The organism is Microbulbifer sp. MI-G (assembly GCF_030440425.1).
Lineage (GTDB): Bacteria > Pseudomonadota > Gammaproteobacteria > Pseudomonadales > Cellvibrionaceae > Microbulbifer > Microbulbifer spongiae.
Genome location: NZ_CP098023.1, coordinates 1468006 through 1493223 on the forward strand (window position 1 = coordinate 1468006; position 25218 = coordinate 1493223).

Here is a 25218-nt window from a genome sequence, read left to right on the forward strand (position 1 = left end):
GATTAATCGCATTTCCTGCCTGTTTACCGCCTGCCGGCAGCGGCATTGGCTCCTATTGCCGGTAAATTACCCTCCCTTCCCCCCTGCCGGAGCGAACCCGAAAGTAGTGGGGCCGGGTGCTCCGTGCAGAGTATTGCGGGATAAATTCAACCTGCAATTAAAACCGCCCATGGGGGTGACAGTGGCCCGGGCGGTGTGGAGTTACCTTGGGAAAGGGGTCAGTAAGTGCGCAGTCCGCTTTGATGGGGGGTAAAGGCGAGGGCATTCCTGCATACCAAGCGGCTAAACAGCGGAAGGTTTTCCGCGCATCAGGGTTGCGGGGTCCAACCGATAAAACTGACTCAGTTCCCCATACAATTGTGGGTGCAGTTGCCGCATCGCCACGGGGATGGTAAAAAAAGTCTCTGTGGCCACAGCGAAGAATTCCGCGGGTGACTGGGCGCCGTAGAGATCGAGCACAGAGGGTGCCTCGTCAGCCAGGTTGCCGAATTGCGCGCGCCGGCGCAGACGGGCAAACTCCCTGTTCATCACCCCGGCCCAGTTGGCCCCCTCACTGGCCCGTTCGAACAGGGGGCGGCCATCGAAGCGGCCATCCTCCTCATCCACCTTATGCGCGAACTCGTGCAGGGCCACATTGTGCCCTCTCTCGGGATGCTGCAGATTCTCCTCCAGGTCACCCCAGGACAGGACCACGGGACCGCGGTAATGAGCCTCTCCCGCCCGCACACTGTGTCCTGCGGTTTCTATATAGCCCTCCCGTTTTGTTTCCTGTGCGACATAGGTATCCGGATAGAGAAGCAGGCTGTAGAGACTGGGATAGCATGCATTTTTGCGCCCCAACAGCAACAGGCAGGCGTGGGCGGCAATGGCCACTTTCATTCTCTCATTGACCTGCAATCCCTCGCAGCCCACAAACGTCTTGTCGTGCAGAAACAGAGCGATATTTCCTCGCAACTCTCCCTGCTGTTGCGGGTTCAGGGAATGGTAGAGAGGCAGTGTTTCCCCGAGCAACTGTAGCTGCTTGTCACTCAGTGGTTTGGCGCGACGGTAGTTCAAGCGCCAGCGATTGTAATAGAAAGGAATTAACCAGGCAGCCAGAGCCAGAAGAATGATGGCGAGGAAAACCGTCATACAAGCAACCCTTGCCGTTATTTGCGCTGGCTCAGATCATGCCCGGCGATACCCGTTATTGCAAAGGGCAGGGCCGGTTAAAACCCTGGGGTCCAAGGGCGCATCACAGCAGAGTTCACGCCCTGAGTGTATTTTAATTAGCTTATCGGTAAACACAAGATTCACGGGTTGGCCTCGGCATGCCAGTGCAAAATATCGGCAGGTAAGGGAAACTGCCCGGTTTTTGCCGAGGGCGCCTTAAAAGGTCCAGGATTGTGCCGGTGTGTTGAATGTGGGAAACCACCCCGCGTTTTCGGGCTACCGTCACAAGGGGGAATGTACAAAATTCGTGGTATCAACCGCCAATAAGGATCCGGTGTATTGCGGTACCCGAAAGGATGCGATTTTGTGATTCTAAAATCCTGAAAGACCACAGGGGTTTTTACAATGGGAAAGGCAAACCGGAAAGTTTCATGGTTTCTTCAATTGATATCTTATGATTTGGAAACCTGCAGATGCAGCGACAACAGGATTTGAGGCAGTGATATTTTGTAACGTGTCGTTTTGCAACCACAAATGCTGTGATCCGTTGTAGGTGGCCGGAAAAACTGCTCTGCAATGCGTTTCCTGCTTGGGGGCGGAAGCGCTCTCTGCACAGGCAAAATTGCAGACAATGCCTCTGGGACTGATGCGATACCGTGCTACAGGTGTCTTGAACGGTTGGGATAAGCCGCGCGAAAGCTTGAACGAATCCGGTTAGAGACTGTATCGCCACCAGCATTTGCGCAATCCCCGTAGCGAAGTGCCATGCCGCAGAAGCGGGTGGGATGGGGTTGCAGTTAAGATAGCCTGTCAGCTGTCAATGGATTGCAAGGATCAGCGTCTGCCATTAATAGAGCAGTTGCGAGAAAGAGAGGTCACAATTTTTTGATACGGTTGCTGAGGCTTTTTTTGGGGCAGGAAAAATTTGACCCATTTGCCGGCAAATAAAAAGACAGTCGATGGGATGGTGAATTTTGTATTTCGTGTAGATCTGACATTTATTTACTTTATTGGTATGTATTACAGGCTGTCTCTTGTTTGTATTTGCGTTGTTAGGGAGGTTTTTACGACAGCTTATAATATTTTATATAAACTATTTGTGATCTGGTTATAAAAAAACACACGTTTCTATTGTGTTTGTTTTCAGGGTTCCTATATTGGGCGGACCTCTCAGGCTGATTATTTGTGCCACTCCACTGGATGACTTTGCAGCTTTTGCAAACTGTTACCCTTTAATGTTGGGGTTTTGGTGCAAGTCTACGAGCTTTCCTGTATTTCATGGCCTCTGCTGGTTTTATTTTGCAGCTCTTTGTTTGCAATGTTGCCTGTACGGTTGATCGCTATTGATTGTCGTTGCGGCCTGCTAGGGAATTGACGCTGCCCGATAAAGCCGGGTGGCAAAATAAGGAAATTTTGGTATAGGAAACGACTACCCATGATAACTTTAAATAATAAAATCTCCTGCCGCAGTCTATGGATTTTTGGGGCTCTGCTTGTTTCATTATTCTCATTTTCTGCTGCTGCTAAAAATGTTGCAAAGGACCAGTCAGCGGAGGGAATATTGCGCCACTGCGGAACTGAACATCCAAGCAAGGAAGAGGCTGAGTTACAGGAGCAGTACTTCAACAGTATGCGCCAGAAGTTTGCTCTTGGTGATGAGTATTCCCAACAGCTTATTCCCGCTACTGTTAATGTGTACTTTCATGTCATAACAGACAGTGCAGGTAATGGTGCGCTCACCCAGGCTGAAATCAATAACCAGATGAACGTGCTTAATTCGGGATTTTCAGGTACGGCATTTTCTTTTAACCTGGTTTCCACTACCACAACCGCAAATAATAGCTGGTATAGGGTTACTCCAGGTTCCGGCGCGGAATTTTCAATGAAGTCTTCTCTGCGTGTTGGGGGTGCTGCGGACTTGAATGTCTATGTGGCGAATATCGGCAGTGGTCTTCTCGGCTGGGCGACCTTTCCAAGCAGTTACCCGTCCAACCCGGTCAACGATGGTGTGGTTATCCTAACCGGATCTTTACCCGGTGGTAGTGCATCACCGTATAATGAAGGCGACACACTGGTTCACGAGGTCGGTCACTGGCTCGGTCTTTACCATACTTTCCAGGGTGGGTGCAGCAATCCTGGTGATTTCGTTTCGGATACACCGGCGGAAGCATCCCCCGCATTCGGTTGCCCGGTGGGCCGCGATTCCTGCCCGGGAGCAGGCGTTGATCCGATATTCAACTATATGGATTATACCGATGACTCCTGTATGTTCCAGTTCACCGCAGGGCAGAACACACGCGCAAGCCAGCAGAGCAGTTTTTATCGCGGCTTATAAAAGTCCGTTGAATGGCTGCGGTTGAAAAATTCGACCATTGAATAAAAAGGAATAAAAACCAGCACAGGGAAGTGCTTTTGTTGCCCAATAACCCGGTTGGCGGATATCACCATCGGGTGTCGGTAATACAGGATACTGTGCAATTTACACCAGCCGCGAAAGCAAAGTCAGCGGGCTGGCATATTACGCGATTGGCCACGGGTTCTAGCGTATTTTCCCGTAGGCAGGTGTCGGTTCCTCGCTGGGAGCTGGGGTTACCTGGCACCAGAGTGACCGGGCAAGCTCCGCGGGATGCTGTTTGCAGCCATCGGCTATCCATTGGGCGATGGCTTCGGCGACATTGGGCCACTGGATACGCTGCGGTGTGGGGAGGGTGTCAAGCCAGGCGGTGATGCTGTCGGCATCAATGCGTTTGACAACTTTCGCCAGTTGCAGCTGGTCCAGTGCCTTGGCATTGGCCTCCTGCTCGAATTGATAGGCGAGAGGTCGGCTCAGTATGGGCTTTCCCAGGGCCAGGGTTTCCGCAAGCAGTTCGAATCCGCTGTTGCAGATCACCGCCCTGGCACTGGCCAGATCCCGCTGAAAGCCCACTGTCGAAGGGGCCTTCAGTTGGATGTTGTCAGCCGCGGCCAGTGTGTCCGCTATCCCGTAGACAATAAACTGGCGGTCGACCTTGGACAGTGCCTCAAGCATCGGCAGCGGATCTTCGAAAGGCAGGTAAACCAGAATATGCTCGCCAACCTCCGTATCCGGTTCCCGTCGGGGCGGGACAATGGGCGGAAGGATCGGGTTGCCAAAATGGTGCCAGTGCAAGCCAAGACTTCTTTGCGTGGGGGCAAAAGACCGCAGTATAGTGTGGAACAGCCAGTTGAATCGCGGCATTGGTATTGAGTGCAGAAAGGCATACTGATGGCCGATACCGATACTGGGTATTTTACGGATCTTGGCGGCCCAGGCGGTAATGGGCTCGTAATCACTGATAATGAAATCGAAGTCAGTCACCGGTAACTCGGTAATTTCCTTCCCGACCTGCAATAAACGCAATTGTCTCAGGGTTGCGAGGCTCTTGAGTTTGCCCTTGCGGTGCACAAAGGTCATGCCTCTGCGCCACCAGAAATCCCCGAACGGCTCCATCCCAAATAGGTTTTCCCGCGGTCGACCGGAGAAGAGCCACTGTATTTGTATCTGTGGATACTTTTCTAACGCCTTGGCCAGGGTACGTGAACGGGCAATGTGTCCGTTGCCGGTAGCCTGAACTCCATAGAGTATTTTCATAACAGGGCAGATACCGTTATCAATGCGACACTGGTACCGAGCATAGCGCCGGCACACACGTCTGAAGGGTAATGCACCCCCAGGCTTACCCGGGCAGCACCCACGCCGAGGGCCCAGATATACCCAAAACCCCATACAGGGCTGATACCCAGGCACATAAATGTGATAAAGAGGAAAGCGGCGGAGGTATGCCCGGAGGGCAGGCTGAATCGGTCAAAAGTCACAATGGCTGTTTGCATGCCTGGAATTGCCTGGGCCGGGCGTAGCCGCCGTGTGGTATTTTTGATGGTCCAATACAGGGAGCGCTCCAGCGTAACCGCGGTGCACGCTGCGATAAACAACGAAATGGCGTTATTCAAAACGATGTAACTTGCCAGTACCGATACGGATAGCCAACCATCTCCAGACTTGGATAGCCAGAGATAGTGCCTGTGCGAGTGCGGGCGAGACGCCCGCTCCATCATGTACAGCACCAGTGACACATCAAGACTCTTTAAATTCATCGATAAGCCTCGCATGCCGCAAACTTAAGTATGGAGTATTACACGGAGTTGACCGTTTGATGTCAGAACGATGAAGCCTGAAAAAGTGAAATATAATGACCATCAATCCGCAGGGGTCACGGGCGGGAGGGCAAAAATCGGCAAGAGCACAGCAATGGCAGATTCCGGGGAAGCGCAATCCCGCCTGCCATATCCATGAAAAAACGGGTTTAAATTAACCGCTGGTGATGTCTAGGGCACTGGAGCCTGGTAATTTTTCCACCAACCCGGCACCGCACAGTGCCGAGGGAGTGAAATACCCTCCATCGCCCGCATAATCGACTAGAAACTCCATCACAGCCAGTGCGCCGGATACGGTGACATCATAGCCATTGGCAGTAACCAGACGGCCTACCCTGCGCTCGCCGCGGCGATCATTGCGCACTTCTCCCCAGACCCAGGTTTTGTGTTTTGCGCGATAGGTGTCACTGGGTCCCCGCAGGGATTTATTGACCTTTGCCTTGAGCCAGTTTTGCACCCGGTTGTTGCGCAGTAGCCAGCGGAATGTATTGAGGTACTGTAATTTCCTTGCCCGCCCCGGTGGCATGGGAATATAGACCTCGATGTTGCCAATGCCGGTAGAGTGGAAGGCGGTGGCGATATCTCCCCAGGGGATGGCAACAGAAAATTTAGCGCCCCGCCCAAAATCGATCTGACGGGTCACCTGCCCGTGCCGGGTTACCTGTATCCTGCCATTGCGCCGAACGGCACTGCCAATGCCCAGGCCCTCTATGGCTGTCTTTGCCGTGCCCGGGCTGAGGCTGGAGTCTGAATCAAATCCCAGAACCAGATGTGTCGCCGAGGGCATGGCGGCGTGCAAGGCAGCGGCGAGACAATCTGTGGGGATCACGTCAAAACCGGTACCCGGGCACAGGACGATTCCGGCTGTGCGGGCCCTGTCCCCGAGGCTGTACGCGGCCTCGAAGACAGCGATTTCCCCGGTAATATCCTGGTAATGGGTCTGTGCGTTGATGCAGGCACGCATCATGGGCTCGGCAGTGGCAGAGAAAGGGCCCGCGCAATGTATCACCAGGTCTATGTTTAGCAGGCTTTGTTCAAGGGTTTCCTGTGCATCGAGCGGGATCACCACGGCGGGCAGATTGAGCTCGTCGGCCAAAAGCTGCAGCTTTTGTGCATTGCGCCCGGCCAGGACCGGGTGGTATCCCCGCGCTACGGCCTCGCGGGCGATCAGTTCGCCCGTATAGCCGTAAGCGCCATAGATCATGATATGTTTGTTATTCACAGAGCATCCCTGTTGGGTGCAGCCTTCACGGATACCTGAATGGGTAAACTCCCGAGTTCTATTCCCCCGCAAGCCCGGACGTTCCCCCGTGGCTGGTCCGCTTGCCGGGCGCATCCGTCCTTTAAGGCTGAGCTGGGTGGTGGCTGGAGATAGCAGGGTATATTGGCCCGTATCTGGGTGCAATGATTGTGTTCAGGGCGGAGGCTGCTGAACTGAAACGGCGCAACGCTGCCGCGAAAAAGGCTGGAACGTTCGTGTTTCGCGCAAATCCCAGCGGCTTGAAAACGCAAAGGGGGTGGCTGTCGCACGCTTTAGCGGGAATGCGCGAGGAGTACAGGGGCCTTGCCGCAGCCTGCAATCCGTGGAAGTCGACCCGGGTATTTTCAGCCTCACGGGGAGGGAATCGGTTGGTGGTTTGCCACCCTGTGACCATTCAGCTCAGGTGGTGTGGAGACAGTTGCAGCTGCTCAATACGGCGGCCATGCAGAACCGCCACACCGGAGTAGCGGTGTTGCCCCGTGGAGGTAAATTCAAATTCATAGTTGCGCTGCAGGGCTATCTGGCCGCGCCTGTCACGCTTCAGGCGGGTTCGCACCAGCATAACGGTGTCATCCAGCATTTGCACCCCCAACTGCTTACAGTGAGCGGAAGCGGCCCGGCGTACCTGTTCCTTTGCCGCCATACCTGCCCAGACATACCAGGCCCCCGCAACGAGCAGCAAAAGCCAGAAGAGATCACTTGGTGCGTAGTACATTGCCTTACAGTTGCTATGATCGCGTTGTCCAAGAATAACATTGAAGGAGTTGAAATGTCTGGCACCATACTGATTACCGGAAGCAACCGCGGCCTCGGCCTTGAGGTGTGTACTCAATTCGTCAGGGATGGCTGGCGGGTGTTTGCCTGTTGCCGGAACCTGGACAGTGCCGATGCACTCAAGTCCCTGCAGGCGGCACACCCGCGGTTAGAGCTGATCCAACTCGATGTGACCAATCAGGCACAAATGCTTTCCCTGGGCGAGGCGCTCAAGGGAGAAGCTATCGATATCCTGCTCAACAATGCCGGCTATTACGGCCCTCCGGGCGTGTGCTTTGGAAAGGTGGATCGCAGTGAGTGGTGTCGGGTGCTGGAATCCAATACCATCGCGCCCTACATGATGTCGGAGACCTTCTGTGACAATGTAGCGGCTAGCGATCACAAGGTCATTGCCATGATGAGCAGCAAGGTGGGCAGTATTGCCGACAACCGCTCCGGTGGTGGCTATATCTATCGCACCTCCAAAACCGCACTCAATCAGGTAGTCAAGAGTCTGTCCATCGACTTGCGCGAACGGGGCATTGCGGTGATAGCGCTGCACCCCGGCTGGGTGAAAACGGCAATGGGAGGCCCCGGGGCACTGATTACCGCCGAGCAAAGTGTCAACGGCCTAAAAAAAATCCTGCTGGAAGCTGATATCACTTACAGCGGCCGCTTTTACGATTACGATGGCAGTGAAATTCCCTGGTGATGGTCGCCCCTGGAATCCCTGTTCAAGTAGACGGGTTGCGGGGCCCAAACCGAAGGGAGAAGCGGTAACAAAGCCCCCCGTGTCCGGCAGCGAATCCGGGTGCCGGGCAGAGACCCATTCAATGGTGTTGGCACAGATTGGGGCAGGCAGAGGTTGTGCGATGAAAGAATCATTCTGGCTGGATAAGTGGCAGAAGAACGACATTGGTTTTCATGAACAATCGGGAAATTCCCTGCTAGCGGAACTCCTTCCCGAGCTTTCACTGTCCGAAGGGGACCGTGTCTTTCTCCCCCTTTGCGGTAAGACCCGGGATATTGCCTGGCTGAAATCCAAAGGGCTTCACACGGTCGGGGCCGAGCTGAGTGAGATGGCTGTGCAGCAGCTGTTTCAAGAGCTGGGGGTGACACCACAAACCGAAAGGGTGCACCGGCTTAAGCGCTACCATGGGGATAACACGACGGTTTTTGTGGGGGATATATTTGATCTCGATGCAGCGTTACTGGGCACCGTGGATGCCATCTACGACCGCGCGGCTTTGGTGGCCCTGCCTGCGGATATGCGCAAAGCGTATAGCGGGCACTTGATGGACATTACCGGTGCTGCCCCGCAATTGTTGATTACCTTTGAGTATGAGCAATCACTGCTTGCCGGGCCGCCTTTCTCGGTTAGCTCAAGGGCGGTCTTTGATTGCTATGAGGCAAACTACCAGGTGAGGATGCTGCGCCAGCGTGAGGTGCCTGGGGGGTTGAAAGGGCGGGTGCCGGCACAGGAAGTGGCCTGGCTGTTGACCCCAAGATAGAGCAATAGGATTGCTCACTCCGGGGGAGGGTGTTGATTCCCCCCGCTTTTTATCGCTGTGACACACCGCAGCCTGCCCGCTGGGAGAGGGCGGTGCTGTTCGGGTTTTTCAGGGTGCCTGATGTGTTTTATGCGCAGCTTTGCGGTTGGCGGGATCATACATGGGGCAGCGGCTCTGTGCCGGCAATCAGCCCTTCCTTTTTCTGCTTGGGCCACCGCTTGATAGCCCTTTCCAGTTTGAGTGCTGTGGGTTTGTCCGGTGTCTCGATCTGGTATTCCAGAGTGAGTGGTCCCTTGCCGCGCAGGGCCCTGGCAGCTCTGGCGCCGCCGGTACAGTGTTCGGCAAAGCGCCGCCGGGTATCTGTGGTGATCCCCGTATAGAGTGTGCCGCTGCCCGTGCGGATCAGATAGACAAACCAACAACGCATCCAGTAGCTCACCTGCCCAGAGACTGTTTATAGTGCATACCCTCTGCTGCCGCTAGAATAACACGCGCTGCTCGCCGGGTTCGGGCGGGGGCCGGAATCCACTGCAGTCTAACGACAGGCGGCGGTCATTCAGGCCCAGTTTGCCGGTGGCAACATGAAAGCGCCGGCGCAATAATTGTGCAAATACCCCGGTACCGGTACGGCGCTGGGAAAAGTCGCTTTGATAGTCTTTCCCGCCGCGGCTTTGCCGTATCAGGCTCATCACGTGTCTGGCCCTTTGCGGGTAGTGTACCGCGAGCCACTCGCGGAACAATGGCGCCACTTCATGGGGTAACCGCAACAGGATGTAGGCGGCGTGCTCGGCGCCGGCATTGCGGGCAGCGGTGAGGATAGCCTCCAGTTCACAGTCATTGAGTGCCGGGATCATTGGCGCCGCGAGTACTGTCGTGGGTATCCCGGCAGCACTCAGTTGCTCAATGATACGCAACCGGGCAGACGGGCCCGCCGTGCGGGGTTCCAGCTTTCTCTTCAGGGCATTATCCAGTGTGGTGACACTAATGGCGATCTGGACCAGCTTGTCCTGGGCCATCTCTGCCAGAATCGGTAAATCGCGCAGGATCAGCTGCCCCTTGGTGACAATTGTTGTCGGTTGTCGGAACTGCTGCATCACCTGGAGTATTGTCCGGGTGATACCTTTTTCTTTTTCCAGTGGCTGGTAGGGGTCGGTGTTTGTGCCCAGTGCGATGGGGCTGCAGCGGTAGTTCCGCCTGCGCAGCGCCTGTTCCAGCAGGGTCGCGGCGTTCGGCTTGAAAAAAATCCTGCTCTCGAAGTCGAGGCCGGGAGAGAGATCCATGTAGGCATGGGCCGGGCGGGCATAGCAATAGATACACCCGTGCTCACACCCTCTGTAAGGATTGATTGACTGGGTAAAGGGGATATCGGGCGATTGATTGGTGGCAATGATCGATCGGGCTTTTTCCTCGATGGCCTCGGTGAGCAGGCGCTCCAGCGGTTCGGCTGTGACCGCCCACCCATCCCCCTCGCGGGTGCTTGAATAATCGGTGAAACGCCCGGCCATATTACTGGCCGCACCCCGCCCCTTGTGGTGACGCAGTGGGTTGGCGCTGTTGTTATCGGACATATTCGGGACCCAAACTGTATGGATGTACAGTCTATGGTGAGGTCTGTCTTTTGCGCAAGCTATTCTTTGGGGAGTCACATCAGGGAAAAAGGCTGTTGAAAGCCCCAATTGTGCGGGGTTTGGTCTCTGAAGTGTGCCTGTTGAGGAAAGCCGGGGAATAGCTATTGCCTAAAGCTATTAAAATTAATATTTCTATTGCCAGTTTGAAGCACTGCAAGGGGACAAACCCGTGAGTGATTTGGTCACCATTGTAGGGCAGGGGCTTTACCTGGCCCTGGCGGCGGTCATTGGGCTGGGCATCGCACGCATCCTGCGCATCGATAACACGCTCGGCTGCCTGGTTGCCGGGGTGCTGGCCGCTCTGTTGCTGCCGGTGATCGAGTACGACACCGGAGTGCGGGCAACCAGCCTGCGTGATCTGGTTTTTTTCGTTATTCTGCCGGTTCTGATTTTTGAATCGGCCTGGCAGCTGGACCCAAAAGCATTGAAGCGCTGGATAGGTCCGATCCTGTTATTTTCTACCCTGGGCCTGGTTGTCTGTGCGTTCCTGATCGCGGCAATCACGTACTATGGTATCGGACACCCTCAGGGATTCCCCTGGACAGCAGCGCTGTTGACCGGTGCGATCCTCGCCGCTACCGATCCGGTATCGGTGGTCAATTTATTGCGGCGGGCAAACAGTGGGCAGGATTTGGTGACCCTCGTTGAAGGGGAGAGCCTTTTTAATGACGCTGCAGCGGTGGTGTTTTACTCCCTGATGCTGGGGCTGGCAACCTACTCTCTGATGGAGGGGGGGAGTGAGGCCCCGTCATTGAGTGCCGGTTCGGTAGCACTGTATTTCTGTATGATTTTTTTTGGCGGTGTGGCCTGCGGGCTGGTATTCGGCCTGGTCACCTCCCTGGTGATCCTGTTCCTGCGCTCCCCCAGTGCGGCACTGATGACCCTGGTCATTGCCGCGTTTGGCAGCTTCTACCTGGCGGAAAGCGTATTCAAGGTATCGGGCATTATTTCAGTGATGATCTGTGCCATTGTGGCCCGTTCCTGTTTGCGCAAACAGAGCAAAACCTATCTCGCCGACGCCGAACCGACCTGGGAGTGGCTGGGATTGCTGTTTACAGCCATCATCTTCGTCATCATGGGACTGGTGATTACCTTTGAGATGTTCACGCACCAGTGGCTGGCGATGCTGATCGCAACGGCGGCAGCCCTGGGTTCGCGGGCGCTGTCGGTGGTATTGGTCGCACCGCTCACGCGATTTGTTGGCCCGCCGATTCCAAAATCCTGGCGACTGCTGATGAGCTGGGGTGGTTTGCACAGCGTTATTGCCGTGGCACTGGTACTGTCTTTACCGGTTGAGTTGCCTTACTGGTGGACTATCCAATCCATGGTGTTCGGTGTGGTTCTTTTCTCCCTGCTGGTACAGGGTACTACCAGTGCGCGCCTGATAAGAAAGCTGCAACTCTAAAGGGTAGCGCCCAGTCGGGAGTTTCTCTCCAGCCCCGGCACGCCGGGGCACCCCTTGTGCATTGCCGAACCGCTCGCAACAGTTGGAAGGCCCGATGAGGCCCGGTACTGGCAGACCGGTTTTGAGGGGCTGGATCTTGTGGCTACGCAGGGGCTTTTTCCAACGGCTCACAGGCCGGGGGGGCAGGCGAGGCTACTTTTTTCAGGCGGGTGCGGGCCGTTACAATACAGGCAATGCCCCGCAGCGGCTTTGGTGTTTGAGACCGGGCAGGGAGGGGGTGATTGCCCCGTACCTGGGTGCGGGTAACCCGGAGAGCTCAGTGAAATTGATCGACAGCCATTGTCATTTTGACTTTGATGCCTTTGCACCGGACAGGAGCCGGGTTTGGCAAAGGTGCTTGGCTGCCGGTGTCAGCCGGATGATTATTCCCGGCGTTTGCGAGGCCCAGTGGCAACCCCTTGCAGACCTGGTCAAAGGCCAGCCGGGCTGGTATGCGGCTGCGGGTATTCACCCCTGGTGGGTAGGCAGGATAGAGGATTTGACCGTATCGGCAGAGGGACTGGATCAGCTCGGTCACGCCCTCACCTCGCATGTGCGCGAATACGCCTGTGTGGCGGTAGGCGAGTGCGGCCTGGACACCGCCATAGACACCCCCCTGGCCCAGCAAGAGGCCGTGTTCCGGCTACAGATAGAAGTGGCCTGCGCGTTGCAGCTTCCCCTGGTATTACATGTACACCGTACACACAATGCCGTGTTGCGGCTGCTGAAACACTATCGCCCTCCCCGCGGTGGAGTTGTGCACGCCTTTAGTGGCAGCGAGCAGATGGCCGGGGATTACTGGCAGTTGGGGTTCTATCTGGGGGTGGGTGGCACTGTCACCTACCCACGTGCGGCGAAAACGCGCCGCACGTTTTCCCGCGTGCCGCTGCAGAGCCTGCTGCTGGAATCCGATGCCCCGGATATGCCCTTATCGGGCCGACAGGGGCGGCGCAACAGTCCCGAACACCTGCCATTAATCGCTGCAGAGCTGGCCGAGTTGCGCGGCGTTTCTACAGATGAGATTGCCAATACAACCCGTCACAATACCGAGATGTTATTTTCCCTATGAGCTTTTCGGCAGAGGCATTCAAACGGCAGTTCCCACTCTTTGCCCAGGGGGAAAATGCGCGGCTGGTTTACCTGGATAACGCGGCGACCACACAGAAGCCCTTGTCGGTGATCAATGCCGTGCGCGATTATTATATGCACAGCAGTGCCAACACCCACAGGTCCAGTCACCGGCTGGCCCGTAAAGCCACGGAAATGGTGGAGCGGGTGCGCGGGCAGGCAGCGGAATTTGTCAATGCCGCCAGCCCCAATGAAATGGTTTTTTGCCGCGGTGCCACCGAAGCCCTGAATCTGCTTGCCCACTGCCTGTGCAGTGGCCTCGCCCCCGGCGATGAGATCGTGATTTCCACCGCCGAGCACCATGCCAACATCGTGCCCTGGCAGATGGCGGCCGAGCGCTATCAATTAACACTGCGCTTTGTGCCGGATACGGCGGGTGTCCCCCGGTTTGACCAACTCAGCACCGTGCTGAATGAGCGCACCCGGGTGGTGTCCCTCACTGGAGGCGCCAACGCAATCGGGCTGCGTCCGGATCTGGCCCAGGTGCGCCGGCAGGTGCAACACACACGCAGTGTGTGGATTGTAGATGGCGCCCAACTGGCGGCCCATGAAGTGGTTGATGTACAAAAAATTGGCTGTGATTTTTTTGTGTGTTCCGCGCACAAGTTTTATGGGCCCACCGGTATCGGATTGCTCTACGGTCGCGAAGCATTGCTGGAAGCCATGCCCCCCTGGCTCGGCGGCGGTGAGATGATTACAGAAGTGGGGCTACAGACCAGCCGCTACGCCGGGTTACCGCATAAATTCGAAGCCGGCACCTCTCCGCTGGCGGCGATTGCCGGGCTTGGGGCCGTGCTGGCATTTCTTGCCCGGCAGGATCGCGGGGCTATGGCCGCGCACGAACAGAAGCTGGTGCACAGGTTGCATCGCGCACTGGAGGCATCGCCAGACTTTCACTTGGTGAGCCAGGCCCGCAACAACCTGGGTATTGCGGCCTTTGTGCCGGTACAGGGCAGTGCCGCCGATCTTATGCACTGGCTGGATGAACGGGACATTGCCGTACGGGTGGGGCACCACTGTGCGCAACTGCTGGGCCGGGCTGGCAGCAATCCGGTCACGGTGCGTGCCTCTGTTGCGGCCTACAATACCGACAGCGATATCCGGACTTTGTTACAGGCACTGGAGGCATACTGTGATTTTCACCGGCCAACTGCGGGGCAGTTACAGCGGGAAAGTGGCAGTGGGCAGCGGGATGACTTGACCCGCTTGTCACTGGCGCACCTAGCCTCCCAGCGCAATTGGCAGGATCGTTACCGGGAGTTGTTGCGTTGGGGCAAGGTGATTCGCCACAAACCGGAAGTTCGCCGCCGGGAAAATCTCGTACAGGGTTGTGAATCCCAGGCCTGGTTGGTGCACCGGCAGGAGGGCGGGCGCCATTTCTTTGAGCTGGACAGTGACAGCCGTGTGGTCAAGGGCCTGGGGGCACTGCTGCTGTCACAGATTGATGGGCGCACGGCCGGGGAGATCGGCGCGCTCGACCTGCCCCGGTTGTTTGAAGAGCTGGGGCTGGGTAAACACCTCAGCCAGTCCCGCAGCAATGGGTTTTACGCCTTGATGCGCTGGGCCCTGCAGCAGGTGGAGGCCAGCCTGGCCCAGAAATGATGCCTTCAGGTGCCCTGGGCCAGGCTGCCCGCTGCCGGGCTGCGTTTTCCTGTGAGGGGCTTCAAGCCGAACAGTAAGCGCAGCAGCGGCACCCGGCGAATAGGCAGTTCGTGATTGACCAGACATTTTGTAACAGTTCCCTGGAGAGGAGCTGGAAAGCCATGGGCGTGCGCGCTGAAATTGAATAACCTTGATCTGCGACCGTACGAGCTGCATCCAGCTTGAACCCCAGGGAGAAGGAGTGACGATATCTACTTATTGCTGTCCTTTATTTCAGGCGGTGACTTAATTACCGATACTGGTGTCCGGGAATAGTAACCACTACAATTTCCAACAAACCCGGGCATTCAGTGTATTGAGAGATCCGATCTACTCAACAATGTATTCATAATATTGACTTTCATTATTGGCGTAATCACGCCCGTACAAACACACCTTGGTTGGATGCTCAGTAATACGAATTGGAATCCTGTAGTAGCGTTGATAGGTAACCTTTTCGCAGTTCAGCTCAGCAGGCTTTCCTGTTGCATAATAGAAGTCGCTGTACTCCGGGGGTTGGAAGATCGGCTGAAATGCGGTTTTATTGGGTGAAATAAATACCTCAGGAGCCTCTAAAGGCGGCGTGTTATCCACAAAAACCTGAATCACTTCCGGTAATGGCTCGTCACTGTCACCGGCCTTAATCAGGCAAAATTGATGAACGCCCTCTCGATCGACAGCAATGGGCCAGCCTGAAAAATCTGTCATACCTGATACCGGCTCACTGTAACCATTGATGTCTTGACAAGATTCTTTTTGATCAGACAAACGCACTTCTTTATATCGAACTCTGGTCTCCTGATCTTTAAGCGTAAATTTCCAATACTGATTGCTTGCTTTAAGACCACTAAAGAAATAAGGATAATTTTCAATCTCAACAGAGGGGGGGGTAGGCAACCGGCATGAGAATTGATCTAGATCGAATAAGCCAGAATCAGTGTTGAAGCACCCTGTAAAGTGCTCAGAGGGTATAAAATAGCTTTTCCCCGCATCAATATGCGCACCTGCTTCATCCACCTCACAAGGATTGCCGTTGTAACAGGTTTCTCCCACATGACCGATAGATGTGGTATTAATAATGCCCACCATTGCCAAGTGCTGGTTAAATACAGGGGAACCAGAGCTTCCTGGTGCGATCCCTTTGCAGTTGTTTTTAACCATCTGATACCAATGCCAGTGATACTCAACGACATCCAGTGTCCTATCTGCGAGGCAGGTTGATAATTGCAGCGCATCCACCGCTACGGGAATGCCTGCAACGGTTATGGGTTCCCCTTGTTGGGGTTCCTGAAACAGTTTGTAAGGAGTTAGGCCCAGCTCTATTAATTCCTGAACAGATGCCCCTGCAGATAAAATCGCAAAATCTGTCTCTTTCATAGTGGCATAAATCAATTTGTCAATATGAAGCGCAATGCTGGCATTTTCTTTTGTGTCAGTGAAGTAGTTAAATTTGACAGTATAATCAACTGGCTTGTTCAAAAGCACCTTATTCCCTGAAGCCGAAGGGAAGGGGTCCATTGCGCAGTGCCCATTAGTCAGGAAATAAGCAGGAGCCTGTGTATTCTCCGAGACTTGGACAAAGGAAGCGGAACACCTAAGCGCTCCTCTTAACATGCCAATTGATCGATAAAAATCATGACCTTGACTGTTGGGAATATCAACTTCAGCCCTTGCCATCCCCGCTAATAAAAGTAATGCCAGCATTGATAAAGAAGCTTTGATTATTCTCTTCATAAATAATTCCTTTTCAAGACGAATGTATTTTTACATTCACCTGTACTGCAGAGAACATGATTAAGAAATAATAATTGCTGAGCTTAACATAGTCATGAGGTCATGAACACGGATTACTTTTCTATCTCAATAAATATATAATGCTGAAAGGTAAGAGCTGTAGGGTAGGATTTATGAAAGGCTCAGTATTGTAAGTCCCTTAGCACACAAACAGCATTCTCTTGGAAGTAGCCAGGCAGTGCACACGCGAGTTTGTGTGCCCTGGCAGTCTATTCAATGCCAAATTATTTTAAAATTGATGCAGATCAAAAGCTCAATAAAAGAAAGGGATATTTTCTTTCGGATCAATTTCAATATTGCGCTAATTCAAGGAGGAGTAGCATTTTTTAAATTAATTTTAGCATCTGATTTTTTTGGGTTAACCAAATATTTCAAATTATGAATCGCCAAAAAATATTGATTTTCTTGGGCGAATTTATTTATAGAATCCAGCTTGTACTTATAGGTATCTCTCTATGAAAACTATGGTTAATATTATATCCACGCTCCTGTTTATTTTTTTCATGCCGGCTTGCTTTGCCAGTTCAGTGGATGTAGTGTTCATTCCCAAAATATATTTATCACATAGCAGCCTTGTCCCCCTTGAGTTAACTATTGATGAAAGAACAGTGGAGTTTGATCATTACAGCGAACCGCTGAGCGCCTATCACATCTTCAGTAGTGTAACCCGTACAGGATTTTGGATGTTTTTTAAAGAAGTTAACGGTGAAAAATTTTATATAACCGGCCTTGATGTATATTCTGACCTGAAAACATTCAGGGGAGTAGATCCAGCTACTATTACAGATCTGGGTACATTGCTCAATGACCCAAGAACCTTTGTGCAGGTTAATTTTTCGGAGAATGGCTCTTACTACTTGAATACAAGTTCAAATGGCTATCTTGCGTTGGATTGCTCAGATCCCAACAATTATCCGTACCCTGCAATTTTGGTGGATAACCTGGAGGATGCATCGGTAATGTTTACCACTTTTCAGTAGAGCCTGTTCACACTGGATGCAGTGTAATTGCTAGATGTCAAGTTCAGGTGGCTTACTATGAGTACCGTCTCAAGAAACAGTCGCCCTATGCTGCCAGCCTCCCAGTGCCATGGATCACGATCAGGGGCCACCGGCTTGAACGGACCGGTTTTGTGGTGGATATGCCGACCAAGGTCAGAGTGATGGAGGGGTATTTGGTATTGACTGCTGAATAGATGTAAAGACAAAATCCCTGGCAAGTTTTCTTGCTGGGGCTTTTATTGGTCAAGTATCCAAAAATAGCTTTATAATAGTTGGAACATGGAATGAGGCAAAAATTTCAGAGTCAGGATGTCACCAACTAACTTCCTAATGATAAATGGTTGATATCGCTCGAAAGCTTTTTCCACATCAGAAAAATCTGTATATGGCTCAGGTTCTTTCGGCCCAATCCAATAGCGGCTACTATCTCCGTATGGTTCCCAAACCACACAATCCTCTCCCTGGAATTGGAAGGAAACAAGGTTTTCCTCAGAACTAAAAGCTTTCCTTTGCAGCATATCAGATATGCCATCAACCGTGGATAATATCGATGCAATACCATTGACCGATATATATACACTTTCTACTTCAAAAGCGTACATAGTGCCTTCCGTGCTTTTAATTGGGTAGGTACGCATATTCCGCCCTCTAGTTTCCAAACACACCACCAGCTAGAATGCCAGCACCATAAATGTTGAAATAGATATTCGTTCTTCCTGCAGCAGCTTGTACCGCTGCATCGCTACCATAACGACTCAAAGCCTGAGAATAGGAGAGGGACCTATAGCTGCGAAAAGTTCCTAACCTGAAGCGACCCTTCATATTATTCCTGAAGACGTTAGCAGCAGTTCCAGAAGGAGCCAGCCGCGCACCAATTTTGACTGTAGCAGCATACCCAACCCTTGCAACTCCAGCTGCATAGCTTGTTACTTCCTCTGCTAGATACAGACCGGATTCAGTATTCACGCCACCAATATTTAACGCGCCTCGAATATCATCGCCAAATCCTAATAATAGTCCATCACCTAACCCAGCCAAATAGTCCACAGCTCCTTGTGGGGCAGACGGAAGTTGATTTTTGATAAAAATGTTTTGAATTGCTTGGCCAATTCTATCCAGGTAACTCCCCTTTTGTGCAAATAACTTAATCTACAAAGAGGCAACCATCTTTAAGTTCCCGTTAGACTCTTTATAAATCCTCAACCCGCACTTGAAAGACCCCAAAAACCATGATCCACAGGCAACCCAATACACAGCATCATTCCCCTTCAAAACAAATACATCTTGAATATCTGATACCTTCCAGCGCAACCTGCCTTTAAATAGATTATTGTTTTGCATGTCTACAATCGATATATTGTTTTTTATTGCCCAAGATTCAATTTTTTTCTAAAATAATTGGATCGCACTAATAATGCGATATACGGAAGCGCCCCGAAGATTATAAACAAAAGCAAAGTCAGATTGGCTCCCATCTCAGGAGTGTAAATGTAGGCTATTTTACCTAAGGTAACAGATACAAGTAAAACTAGAATCAATCTCATTTCTATAACTCTAATGCTATAAAGTCTCTCAGAGAAGGCGAAACAACATTTAAACTTCTTCGTTCACCTATAGCCACTCCAGCTCCGATCCCTAGGCCGGCACCTAAAAACCCACCAGCTGAAATTGCCCCATTTGCATAATCCACGGCATATGATCCCGCTGGCCCGCCAACATCCCAGGGTATAGCTGCAAATCCAATTGCTGTACGACTTGAAGATGTAGAAAACCCAGACTTCAACTGAGTAGGTGATTTGCCAAAGCTTACTCCCCTGGTAGCAGCACCACCAATTCCTAATCCTGCCGCAAATACACCAGAAAGTTGCAAATAGACCTTCGAGTTAAATAAATCACTTGGATCAATGGATAAACCAAATGCACCACCACCTTCTAGGCAAAAAGAAATACCACAACCAACTAGTGAACTACTTAGCAATCCTAGCTGAACTGTTCCGTCTGAACTTATCAAGTTCGACAACTCACCAATCAAGTCATGCCAATGCTCACTAAAATACCCGCCTATCTTTTGTGCAACAGCATGACACCGACACAATATCGTAGCTACAAACCGATTTTCCCCAATGCGATCAGCAACTTAAAGAGCATTTTCTCGGCGAACGGCGTTCTTACCAACTTTTTTGCTCCGACGCGGGTTTTACTTTACCGGCATACTTTCCCAGTGGCAATGCCTCTCACAGATTAGTGTTCTACTGACCATTGACCGCAAAGCGGGGGGCAGCCCCTCCTGATTAGCGGGTAAAACGGTGGTGCCGCTTCTTCGATGGCTTCGATCAGGTACCGGTTTTCCTGTTGCATACAAAGAAGCCCCGTATCTTAATTGGGGCTTCGAATATTAAGCTTCTTTCGTTGACAATAACTTCTGTAAAAAAACCGGTATCCCGTATTGCAATAAAACATGAACCCCAACAAAGAATAAAATATCAATAAACTTTGCCAGAATAATTAGCTCTTTATCCCACAGGAAAACCAATAGATAAATAACAAGCGAAACAATTGGTATGCCAGACATTCCACCATGTTTTATAACCTTCTTAGAATTGAGCAAGCAAGATAAAATATCTATAGCCAACCCTACACCAAGAAATAAAAAACTAAAGCTGAAATCAAACATTCTTACTCACCTACTTCAATATTCTTTGTCCAAGAAACCCTTTAAACCATTCACCACCTGAAGGCCATCTCAAGCTATTACCCGAAACCGCAGCCGTCACAGACTGAGAATATGAAGCTTGTAATTGAGGCCCTCCAGCCATTACGTAGTTCCTGTAGGAGTTCCCTCCCGTCATTACCCACCTCGTATTTGCACCGAGTTGACCAGTTGTAGTCCATTGAGTAACGACTTGTGACTGAGCGGTGAAAGGTCGTAGAAGAACACCGCCAATAAGAATTGCTGATGTAGTCAGTTGTCCTGCAACTGTAGATAACCCATACTCAGAAGAAGACTGATCTACAACACCGTTTGTCCCCACCCAATCCCTGACAACATCAGTAAGCCCAAACGAAAAACCATCACCAAAACCGGCAGCTGCATTCACAAGGCCATCAGGGAGGGATGGCAAATACGCGCCAGGGTTATCCCAAAAACTTCGCTCCTTTTGTGCAACCTCTATGGCTTTCTCAGTATCCTCTTTTCGCGGTACAACCTTAGAAGATCGGTCTTTCCATTGATTATACCAGGTGTTGTAGTAGGAACTACTACCATCGCCAAAATAGTCTCCATAAAGATAATCCCATTCAAGTCCATCAATAGGTCTCGGTAATCTTTTGCCCTCTACGGTTACTTCATCCATAGGAAGATACCCGCTGGGATCTGTCAGGCTCAGGGGATTATTGAATACATAACTGTAGCGATTCCAGCTCTGGCTGTTGTTGGGGGCCTGAACAAACGGGTCCGGGCTCAGGAACCGCCCCAGGGCCGGGTCGTAAATACGCCCGTTCATATGGATCAGGCCGGTTCTGTCCAGATGCTCGTGGTTGGTAAAGCCACGCTTGGTACTCAATCCCTGGCTGGCCAATAAATCCGTGAGGAGTTGGGCTCCCAGGGTACCACTCCAGTCGGGTTCCCGGCGTGCGCCGAAGGGGTCATAGGCAAAACGGCCGGTTGCGCCGGTTAACAGATTGCCATCCGCATCGGTGATTTTTTCCACAGAACCCAGGTGGTCCCGGTGCAGGTATTCCAGGGTGGCCAGGGGCAGGCCGGTGTGCTCCGTGGCGCTGATATGCAGCACACTGCTGTCGATAGTGGCTTTCTGGATACGCCGGTAATCCGAATCATCCCCGGGCAGCAAGTCCTCATAGTCTTCGAGAATAAAGGTTTTTTCAGTCACCAGCTGTTGCCGGCTTGGGTCCCACCAGCTGCTTGCGGTTGCCAAGGGTGCGTCAGGCCAGCGCCTGCGCAACAGTAAAATTTGTCAGGAGCGCTATATTAAAGTCCAGGAGGCCTACTATGAGTACCGCCTTAAGAAACAGTCACCCTATGCTGCCAGCCGCTCCGTGCCATGGATCACAATCAGGGGCCACTGGCTTGAACGGGCCGGCTTTGTGGTGGATACACCGACCAAGGTCAGGGTGATGGAGCGGTGTTTGGTATTGACTGCTGAATAAGTATGCCAAAAACAAGCCCTGGCAGATCACTCTGCCGGGGTTTATGATAAGCATTAAAAATGCGGGAAGCTATACTGTGGAACGCTACATTTTGATGATCAAGACAAGGACACGGTGATTCGGGAATTGATGCCATTATCGCCCAGCGTCAGGTCGAACATGCTATGCGGCCATTGGAACGCTAACTATTAATAGTTAGCGCTCTAGAGATTTTCTTGTTACATGCGACCACCAGATTTAGCACTTTCAGGACTGCAGATAATCGCCGGGAACAGTTGCTCACTTTTTTTAAAAGGATTCACAAGAAACCCATCAAACACCTTCACCTCTTTCAGGACCTTATTTGTAGAAGCCTCCTTAAATACAAACTTCTTATAGCTATCTCCATGAGAAACAACCTGGATATTTGATACCAACAACAAAGTTAGCATTTTTAAAACTTCATCAGACCTCTTCTCAAGGTAATCTCTCCCCCAGGAAAACACCTCACTGGCTCCACCTAAATGGACTTCGATCCCATCATTCAAAAAATCGATAGTAAGAGGGATCGAAGTATTATTAACCGAATGTACCCTCGTAAAATCATCATCCAGAAATTCAGTATCTACTTGAAAGAGAGGACTTTCTTTAACCACCGATTGCCCCAAGTCGACCAATGCATGATCCAACAGCTTTACATTGTTATTCATACTCAAAATCTTATTATTGCCCCATTTTATAGAGGGCTCTTTTCAGTTGAATAGAACCATTAGCAAAAGAATTAGGCACAAAAGAACCTGGCATATAGAAGTGAAAGCGCGCTGTATTCCCCGTACCACCAAGACCAACACGAAGCATCATTCCCCCTCCATTTCTAGAAACACTACTCCATCCAACTTTAAACAAGCTACCAGTAACGTTAAAGGAGCCTGAGACTCCAGTAACACTATAAGATAATCTAGTTGAAGTTATGCCGAATGTTTCGCTCAAAAATAATTTTTGACCTAGCTTTGAGCCAACACTTGGAAGCGATCCCAGTCCAGCTGTACCTAAAGTAACAGCTGTGGTAGCAGCAGTTTGATCGGTCCAAAGTGCCGCAAAAACACCTGGAACGTGCGCTAAGAATGCTAAAGGGTGACCCGAACTAACCGCTATATCAGCCCAATATTGAGCAGCTAAATCACCAGCTTCAACTCCAGGTAAGTAACTGCCCCAAGTCCGCTCCTTTTGTGCAGCTTCTTTGGCATTTTCAGTATCCTGAAGCCATTGCCTATACCATTCACTGTAGTAAGAGCTACTGCCAGTGCCGCCGATACCGCCAACAGTGCTGCCACTACCACCAAAATTATACCAGAAAGAATCAGAGAGATTGGGTTCAGGCAAGGGTCCCCCAATTACTATCACCTCTTCTATAAATTTCGTTCTTTCAACTTATTCTCTCTAGGTGAGGCTAAGAGCGACATAAAACGGAAATCTTACTATTGATTTGCAGTAACTTTTCTTTTATACTATCAATATCATCAATGCCATATTCTGAGGATTTACCAATCTTTATTATAATGCTGTTCCTACCTTCTCCAAAACTTACAGACTTAATAGTTTTACTGTCCAAATAATTATCTCTATCCTTAACAAGGCGGTTCAATTGTATCCATGCATATTTTGGGTCAATTCCTAAAAAATCTAAGTCTAATTCTAACTTAGAAAATTTCTCTGAATTTTCTTGTGCACTAGATCTGCCTGACCATCCCATAGAACTAAGAAATTTTTTATTCGATATTTTTTTGTTAGCCCACGTTTCTAAATACTCTATCTTATTATTATCTATGGCTATTGCTTTGAGGTTGTTGCAATACTCTTTTTTTGTACTAGGGCCTGTTCACACTAAATCCTGTATAATCCCTTCATGGAAATTACAGCGCAACAATACAAAATTATCGAAGATTTTCTGCCCCTCCAGCGCGGCAACGTGAAAATATCCAACTTACAAGTGCTGAACGCCATTCTTTACATAGCCGAGCATGGTTGTAAATGGCGAGGTCTGCCGATGAAATTCGGCCGTTGGCACAGCGTCTACATGCGGGCGAATCGTTGGGCCAAACAAGGTGTACTGGATAGGGTCTTTCTGGCCCTCCAGGAAAATAATGTGATCAATATCCAGGTCGATCATATCTCTCTTGATTCTACGGCTGTTAAAGTTCATCCAGATGGTACTGGCGCGTTAAAAAAAACGGTCCTCAATCTATCGGCAAATCACGAGCAGGATGGACCACCAAGATTCATATGGTTGCAGCCGACCACAACCGCGCCGTAGTATTTTCTCTGTCACCGGGGCAGGCTGGAGACGCTCCGGAGGGCCGAAAGCTGCTGAAAAGCCTTGAGAACTGCGGTTGGGATGGTGCCAAAGTGATCATGGACAAGGCCTACGAGGGTAATGAAACCCGGCAGTTGGTATTCGATCTGGGCATGGAACCTGTCGTGCCACCGAAGAGTAACCGAATGAGCACCTGGAAATACGACGTGGAGGCGTACAAAAAACGAAATGAAGTGGAGAGGCTGTTTCGACGCCTGAAGGGCTTCAGAAGAATTTTCTCTCGTTTTGACAAACTGGATGTCGTTTTCACATTTTTTATTCACTTTGCGCTTATTGCCGATACTTTAATTAGTGTGAACAGGCCCTAGAAAAATAATAAAAAAATGCAACTAGGATAGGGATTATAATCAACGTCGTTTTCATATAATATTTACCTTTTCTAATCCCTAATTCGATATTGGGAGGCACCAAGTAGAGCCCACCTTGTACCAGGATTAATGTCACTTAAATTTCGCCAGCCTTCGCCCTGCCATATTTGCTTGAAATTATGACCAACCACAAAACCAGGAAGTGCTTGAATATGGTTAGGACCATAATGTGCCGCTAACATACCCACAGCAAGATAATTTATATGTCCACCGAATGCTGTAACGCTGCCTCCCACATCAAACTGTCTACTTACTAGAGATATCTCCTCGTAGAGCATAGTATCATAAAATCCAAACTGTTCTTTAAACTCGTGACTCATAAAGGGGTGGCGTGGTTCCTCAATCGTTCTATAACGTATCCAAGTTATAATTATATTTAGCTCGGTGACACTTAAATCCAAGATAACACTTGGATTATCCGCAGCGCGCATAAGCAATGATTTCCTAAGAGATTCATATTCTTTTTCAGCTTGCCCTTTTTGTGCAGCTTCTTTGGCATTTTCAGTATCCTGAAGCCATTGCCTATACCATTCACTGTAATAAGAGCTACTGCCAGTGCCGCCGATACCGCCAACAGTGCTGCCACTACCACCACCAGTACTACCACCAAAATTATACCAGAAGGCACCAGAGAGACTGGGTTCAGGCAAGGGTCCCCCAATTACCATCACCTCTTCGATATCTTCCGTAAAATACCCACTGGGGTCTGTCAGGCTCAGGGGATTATTCACCACATAGCTGTAGCGATTCCAGCTCTGGCTGTTGCCGGGCGCCTGAACAAACGGGTCCGGGCTCAGGAACCGCCCCAGGGCCGGATCGTAAATCCGCCCGTTCATATGAACGC

27 protein-coding genes are annotated in these 25218 nt (G+C 51.1%); 10 read left to right on the forward strand and 17 right to left on the reverse strand.

The annotated features are described in order from the left end of the window. Positions 1-282 precede the first annotated feature (282 nt). The gene (locus M8T91_RS06220) at positions 283-1131 is read right to left on the reverse strand and encodes a M90 family metallopeptidase (RefSeq protein WP_301417867.1); all 849 of its coding nucleotides are present in this window, start codon (positions 1129-1131) and stop codon (positions 283-285) included. Between the two features lie 1456 nt (positions 1132-2587). Between M8T91_RS06220 and M8T91_RS06225 the strand changes: the two genes are divergently transcribed. Continuing rightward, on the forward strand, positions 2588-3487 hold the full coding sequence (locus tag M8T91_RS06225; protein WP_301417869.1) for a zinc metalloprotease: 900 nt from the start codon (positions 2588-2590) through the stop codon (positions 3485-3487). A gap of 204 nt (positions 3488-3691) precedes the next feature. On the opposite strand, the gene M8T91_RS06230 is transcribed toward M8T91_RS06225, so the two are convergent. The 4 genes from M8T91_RS06230 to M8T91_RS06245 form a co-directional block, all read right to left on the reverse strand. Further along, positions 3692-4762 carry an MJ1255/VC2487 family glycosyltransferase gene (locus tag M8T91_RS06230; RefSeq protein ID WP_301417871.1) on the reverse strand — a complete coding sequence of 357 codons (1071 nt, stop codon included), beginning with the start codon at positions 4760-4762 and terminating at the stop codon, positions 3692-3694. Continuing rightward, positions 4759-5265 (reverse strand): phosphatase PAP2 family protein, encoded by a 507-nt coding sequence (locus tag M8T91_RS06235; RefSeq protein WP_301417873.1) that lies wholly within the window; start codon positions 5263-5265, stop codon positions 4759-4761. The genes M8T91_RS06230 and M8T91_RS06235 overlap by 4 nt, the downstream gene beginning before the upstream one ends. Before the next feature lie 214 nt (positions 5266-5479). Beyond that, on the reverse strand, positions 5480-6547 hold the full coding sequence (locus M8T91_RS06240) for a saccharopine dehydrogenase family protein (RefSeq protein ID WP_301417875.1): 1068 nt from the start codon (positions 6545-6547) through the stop codon (positions 5480-5482). 433 nt (positions 6548-6980) lie between these two features. Then, complete coding sequence (locus M8T91_RS06245; RefSeq protein WP_301417877.1) at positions 6981-7301, reverse strand: DUF3301 domain-containing protein; 321 nt, start codon at positions 7299-7301, stop codon at positions 6981-6983. Between the two features lie 54 nt (positions 7302-7355). Between M8T91_RS06245 and M8T91_RS06250 the strand changes: the two genes are divergently transcribed. Beyond that, positions 7356-8051, forward strand: coding sequence for an SDR family oxidoreductase (locus M8T91_RS06250; RefSeq protein WP_301417879.1), 696 nt, complete (start codon positions 7356-7358; stop codon positions 8049-8051). Between the two features lie 160 nt (positions 8052-8211). Continuing rightward, the gene (gene tmpT / locus M8T91_RS06255; protein WP_301417881.1) at positions 8212-8850 is read left to right on the forward strand and encodes a thiopurine S-methyltransferase; all 639 of its coding nucleotides are present in this window, start codon (positions 8212-8214) and stop codon (positions 8848-8850) included. Positions 8851-9004: 154 nt separating this feature from the next. On the opposite strand, the gene M8T91_RS06260 is transcribed toward tmpT, so the two are convergent. Together M8T91_RS06260 and M8T91_RS06265 are read right to left on the reverse strand one after the other, a co-directional pair. Next, complete coding sequence (locus M8T91_RS06260; RefSeq protein ID WP_301417883.1) at positions 9005-9277, reverse strand: GIY-YIG nuclease family protein; 273 nt, start codon at positions 9275-9277, stop codon at positions 9005-9007. A gap of 52 nt (positions 9278-9329) precedes the next feature. Continuing rightward, the gene (locus tag M8T91_RS06265; RefSeq protein ID WP_301417885.1) at positions 9330-10418 is read right to left on the reverse strand and encodes a PA0069 family radical SAM protein; all 1089 of its coding nucleotides are present in this window, start codon (positions 10416-10418) and stop codon (positions 9330-9332) included. A 229-nt stretch (positions 10419-10647) separates the two neighbouring features. Between M8T91_RS06265 and M8T91_RS06270 the strand changes: the two genes are divergently transcribed. The 3 genes from M8T91_RS06270 (at position 10648) to M8T91_RS06280 (ending at position 14652) form a co-directional block, all read left to right on the forward strand. Beyond that, complete coding sequence (locus M8T91_RS06270) at positions 10648-11883, forward strand: cation:proton antiporter (protein ID WP_301417887.1); 1236 nt, start codon at positions 10648-10650, stop codon at positions 11881-11883. A gap of 319 nt (positions 11884-12202) precedes the next feature. Further along, positions 12203-12991 carry a TatD family hydrolase gene (locus M8T91_RS06275; RefSeq protein ID WP_301417889.1) on the forward strand — a complete coding sequence of 263 codons (789 nt, stop codon included), beginning with the start codon at positions 12203-12205 and terminating at the stop codon, positions 12989-12991. Further along, positions 12988-14652, forward strand: coding sequence for an aminotransferase class V-fold PLP-dependent enzyme (locus tag M8T91_RS06280; protein WP_301417891.1), 1665 nt, complete (start codon positions 12988-12990; stop codon positions 14650-14652). Before M8T91_RS06275 ends, M8T91_RS06280 begins: the two co-directional genes overlap by 4 nt. A gap of 369 nt (positions 14653-15021) precedes the next feature. On the opposite strand, the gene M8T91_RS06285 is transcribed toward M8T91_RS06280, so the two are convergent. Beyond that, entirely contained in the window at positions 15022-16425 is a 1404-nt protein-coding gene (locus M8T91_RS06285; RefSeq protein WP_301417893.1) for a S1 family peptidase, read from the reverse strand. 515 nt (positions 16426-16940) lie between these two features. Here M8T91_RS06285 and M8T91_RS06290 point away from each other — a divergent pair. Together M8T91_RS06290 and M8T91_RS18870 are read left to right on the forward strand one after the other, a co-directional pair. Then, positions 16941-17465 carry a hypothetical protein gene (locus M8T91_RS06290; protein WP_301417895.1) on the forward strand — a complete coding sequence of 175 codons (525 nt, stop codon included), beginning with the start codon at positions 16941-16943 and terminating at the stop codon, positions 17463-17465. 47 nt (positions 17466-17512) lie between these two features. Further along, positions 17513-17680 carry a SymE family type I addiction module toxin gene (locus M8T91_RS18870; protein ID WP_367317748.1) on the forward strand — a complete coding sequence of 56 codons (168 nt, stop codon included), beginning with the start codon at positions 17513-17515 and terminating at the stop codon, positions 17678-17680. A 69-nt stretch (positions 17681-17749) separates the two neighbouring features. Here the strand turns inward: M8T91_RS18870 and M8T91_RS06295 are convergent, their stop codons facing one another. The 5 genes from M8T91_RS06295 to M8T91_RS06315 form a co-directional block, all read right to left on the reverse strand. Further along, positions 17750-18124 (reverse strand): hypothetical protein, encoded by a 375-nt coding sequence (locus M8T91_RS06295; protein ID WP_301417898.1) that lies wholly within the window; start codon positions 18122-18124, stop codon positions 17750-17752. Positions 18125-18134: 10 nt separating this feature from the next. Next, on the reverse strand, positions 18135-18533 hold the full coding sequence (locus tag M8T91_RS06300) for a hypothetical protein (RefSeq protein WP_301417900.1): 399 nt from the start codon (positions 18531-18533) through the stop codon (positions 18135-18137). Positions 18534-19032: 499 nt separating this feature from the next. Then, entirely contained in the window at positions 19033-19518 is a 486-nt protein-coding gene (locus tag M8T91_RS06305) for a hypothetical protein (protein WP_301417902.1), read from the reverse strand. Between the two features lie 363 nt (positions 19519-19881). Then, the gene (locus M8T91_RS06310) at positions 19882-20160 is read right to left on the reverse strand and encodes a hypothetical protein (protein WP_301417904.1); all 279 of its coding nucleotides are present in this window, start codon (positions 20158-20160) and stop codon (positions 19882-19884) included. A 10-nt stretch (positions 20161-20170) separates the two neighbouring features. Next, the gene (locus tag M8T91_RS06315) at positions 20171-21376 is read right to left on the reverse strand and encodes an RHS repeat-associated core domain-containing protein (RefSeq protein ID WP_301417906.1); all 1206 of its coding nucleotides are present in this window, start codon (positions 21374-21376) and stop codon (positions 20171-20173) included. 97 nt (positions 21377-21473) lie between these two features. On the opposite strand from M8T91_RS06315, the gene M8T91_RS18875 reads away from it, so the two are divergent. Beyond that, complete coding sequence (locus M8T91_RS18875; RefSeq protein ID WP_367317758.1) at positions 21474-21653, forward strand: SymE family type I addiction module toxin; 180 nt, start codon at positions 21474-21476, stop codon at positions 21651-21653. A 218-nt stretch (positions 21654-21871) separates the two neighbouring features. Here the strand turns inward: M8T91_RS18875 and M8T91_RS06320 are convergent, their stop codons facing one another. From M8T91_RS06320 to M8T91_RS06330, 3 genes are all read right to left on the reverse strand, one after another. Then, on the reverse strand, positions 21872-22342 hold the full coding sequence (locus M8T91_RS06320) for a hypothetical protein (RefSeq protein WP_301417908.1): 471 nt from the start codon (positions 22340-22342) through the stop codon (positions 21872-21874). Positions 22343-22355: 13 nt separating this feature from the next. After that, entirely contained in the window at positions 22356-23015 is a 660-nt protein-coding gene (locus M8T91_RS06325) for a hypothetical protein (protein ID WP_301417910.1), read from the reverse strand. Between the two features lie 67 nt (positions 23016-23082). Beyond that, positions 23083-23385, reverse strand: coding sequence for a hypothetical protein (locus tag M8T91_RS06330; protein WP_301417912.1), 303 nt, complete (start codon positions 23383-23385; stop codon positions 23083-23085). Between the two features lie 153 nt (positions 23386-23538). Here M8T91_RS06330 and M8T91_RS06335 point away from each other — a divergent pair. Continuing rightward, positions 23539-24314 (forward strand): IS5 family transposase gene (locus M8T91_RS06335; protein WP_301413808.1). Its coding sequence is split into 2 segments (ribosomal slippage): positions 23539-23854 and positions 23854-24314, totalling 777 coding nucleotides; the frame shifts between segments, so codons are not numbered across the junction. 71 nt (positions 24315-24385) lie between these two features. Here the strand turns inward: M8T91_RS06335 and M8T91_RS06340 are convergent. Beyond that, a complete protein-coding gene (locus M8T91_RS06340) occupies positions 24386-25210 on the reverse strand; it encodes an RHS repeat-associated core domain-containing protein (RefSeq protein ID WP_301417914.1) in 825 nt (274 codons plus the stop codon). Positions 25211-25218: the final 8 nt, after the last annotated feature.

What these genes read in the sequence shown, in the direction of transcription:
- M8T91_RS06220 (WP_301417867.1), bottom strand. Translation starts at nt 1,131, where the DNA reads ATGACGGTTTTCCTCGCCATCATTCTTCTGGCTCTGGCTGCCTGGTTA.
- M8T91_RS06225 (WP_301417869.1), top strand. Translation starts at nt 2,588, where the DNA reads ATGATAACTTTAAATAATAAAATCTCCTGCCGCAGTCTATGGATTTTT.
- M8T91_RS06230 (WP_301417871.1), bottom strand. Translation starts at nt 4,762, where the DNA reads ATGAAAATACTCTATGGAGTTCAGGCTACCGGCAACGGACACATTGCC.
- M8T91_RS06235 (WP_301417873.1), bottom strand. Translation starts at nt 5,265, where the DNA reads ATGAATTTAAAGAGTCTTGATGTGTCACTGGTGCTGTACATGATGGAG.
- M8T91_RS06245 (WP_301417877.1), bottom strand. Translation starts at nt 7,301, where the DNA reads ATGTACTACGCACCAAGTGATCTCTTCTGGCTTTTGCTGCTCGTTGCG.
- M8T91_RS06250 (WP_301417879.1), top strand. Translation starts at nt 7,356, where the DNA reads ATGTCTGGCACCATACTGATTACCGGAAGCAACCGCGGCCTCGGCCTT.
- tmpT (WP_301417881.1), top strand. Translation starts at nt 8,212, where the DNA reads ATGAAAGAATCATTCTGGCTGGATAAGTGGCAGAAGAACGACATTGGT.
- M8T91_RS06260 (WP_301417883.1), bottom strand. Translation starts at nt 9,277, where the DNA reads ATGCGTTGTTGGTTTGTCTATCTGATCCGCACGGGCAGCGGCACACTC.
- M8T91_RS06265 (WP_301417885.1), bottom strand. Translation starts at nt 10,418, where the DNA reads ATGTCCGATAACAACAGCGCCAACCCACTGCGTCACCACAAGGGGCGG.
- M8T91_RS06280 (WP_301417891.1), top strand. Translation starts at nt 12,988, where the DNA reads ATGAGCTTTTCGGCAGAGGCATTCAAACGGCAGTTCCCACTCTTTGCC.
- M8T91_RS06285 (WP_301417893.1), bottom strand. Translation starts at nt 16,425, where the DNA reads ATGAAGAGAATAATCAAAGCTTCTTTATCAATGCTGGCATTACTTTTA.
- M8T91_RS06290 (WP_301417895.1), top strand. Translation starts at nt 16,941, where the DNA reads ATGAAAACTATGGTTAATATTATATCCACGCTCCTGTTTATTTTTTTC.
- M8T91_RS06295 (WP_301417898.1), bottom strand. Translation starts at nt 18,124, where the DNA reads ATGCGTACCTACCCAATTAAAAGCACGGAAGGCACTATGTACGCTTTT.
- M8T91_RS06310 (WP_301417904.1), bottom strand. Translation starts at nt 20,160, where the DNA reads ATGTTTGATTTCAGCTTTAGTTTTTTATTTCTTGGTGTAGGGTTGGCT.
- M8T91_RS06320 (WP_301417908.1), bottom strand. Translation starts at nt 22,342, where the DNA reads ATGAATAACAATGTAAAGCTGTTGGATCATGCATTGGTCGACTTGGGG.
- M8T91_RS06330 (WP_301417912.1), bottom strand. Translation starts at nt 23,385, where the DNA reads ATGGGATGGTCAGGCAGATCTAGTGCACAAGAAAATTCAGAGAAATTT.
- M8T91_RS06340 (WP_301417914.1), bottom strand. Translation starts at nt 25,210, where the DNA reads ATGAACGGGCGGATTTACGATCCGGCCCTGGGGCGGTTCCTGAGCCCG.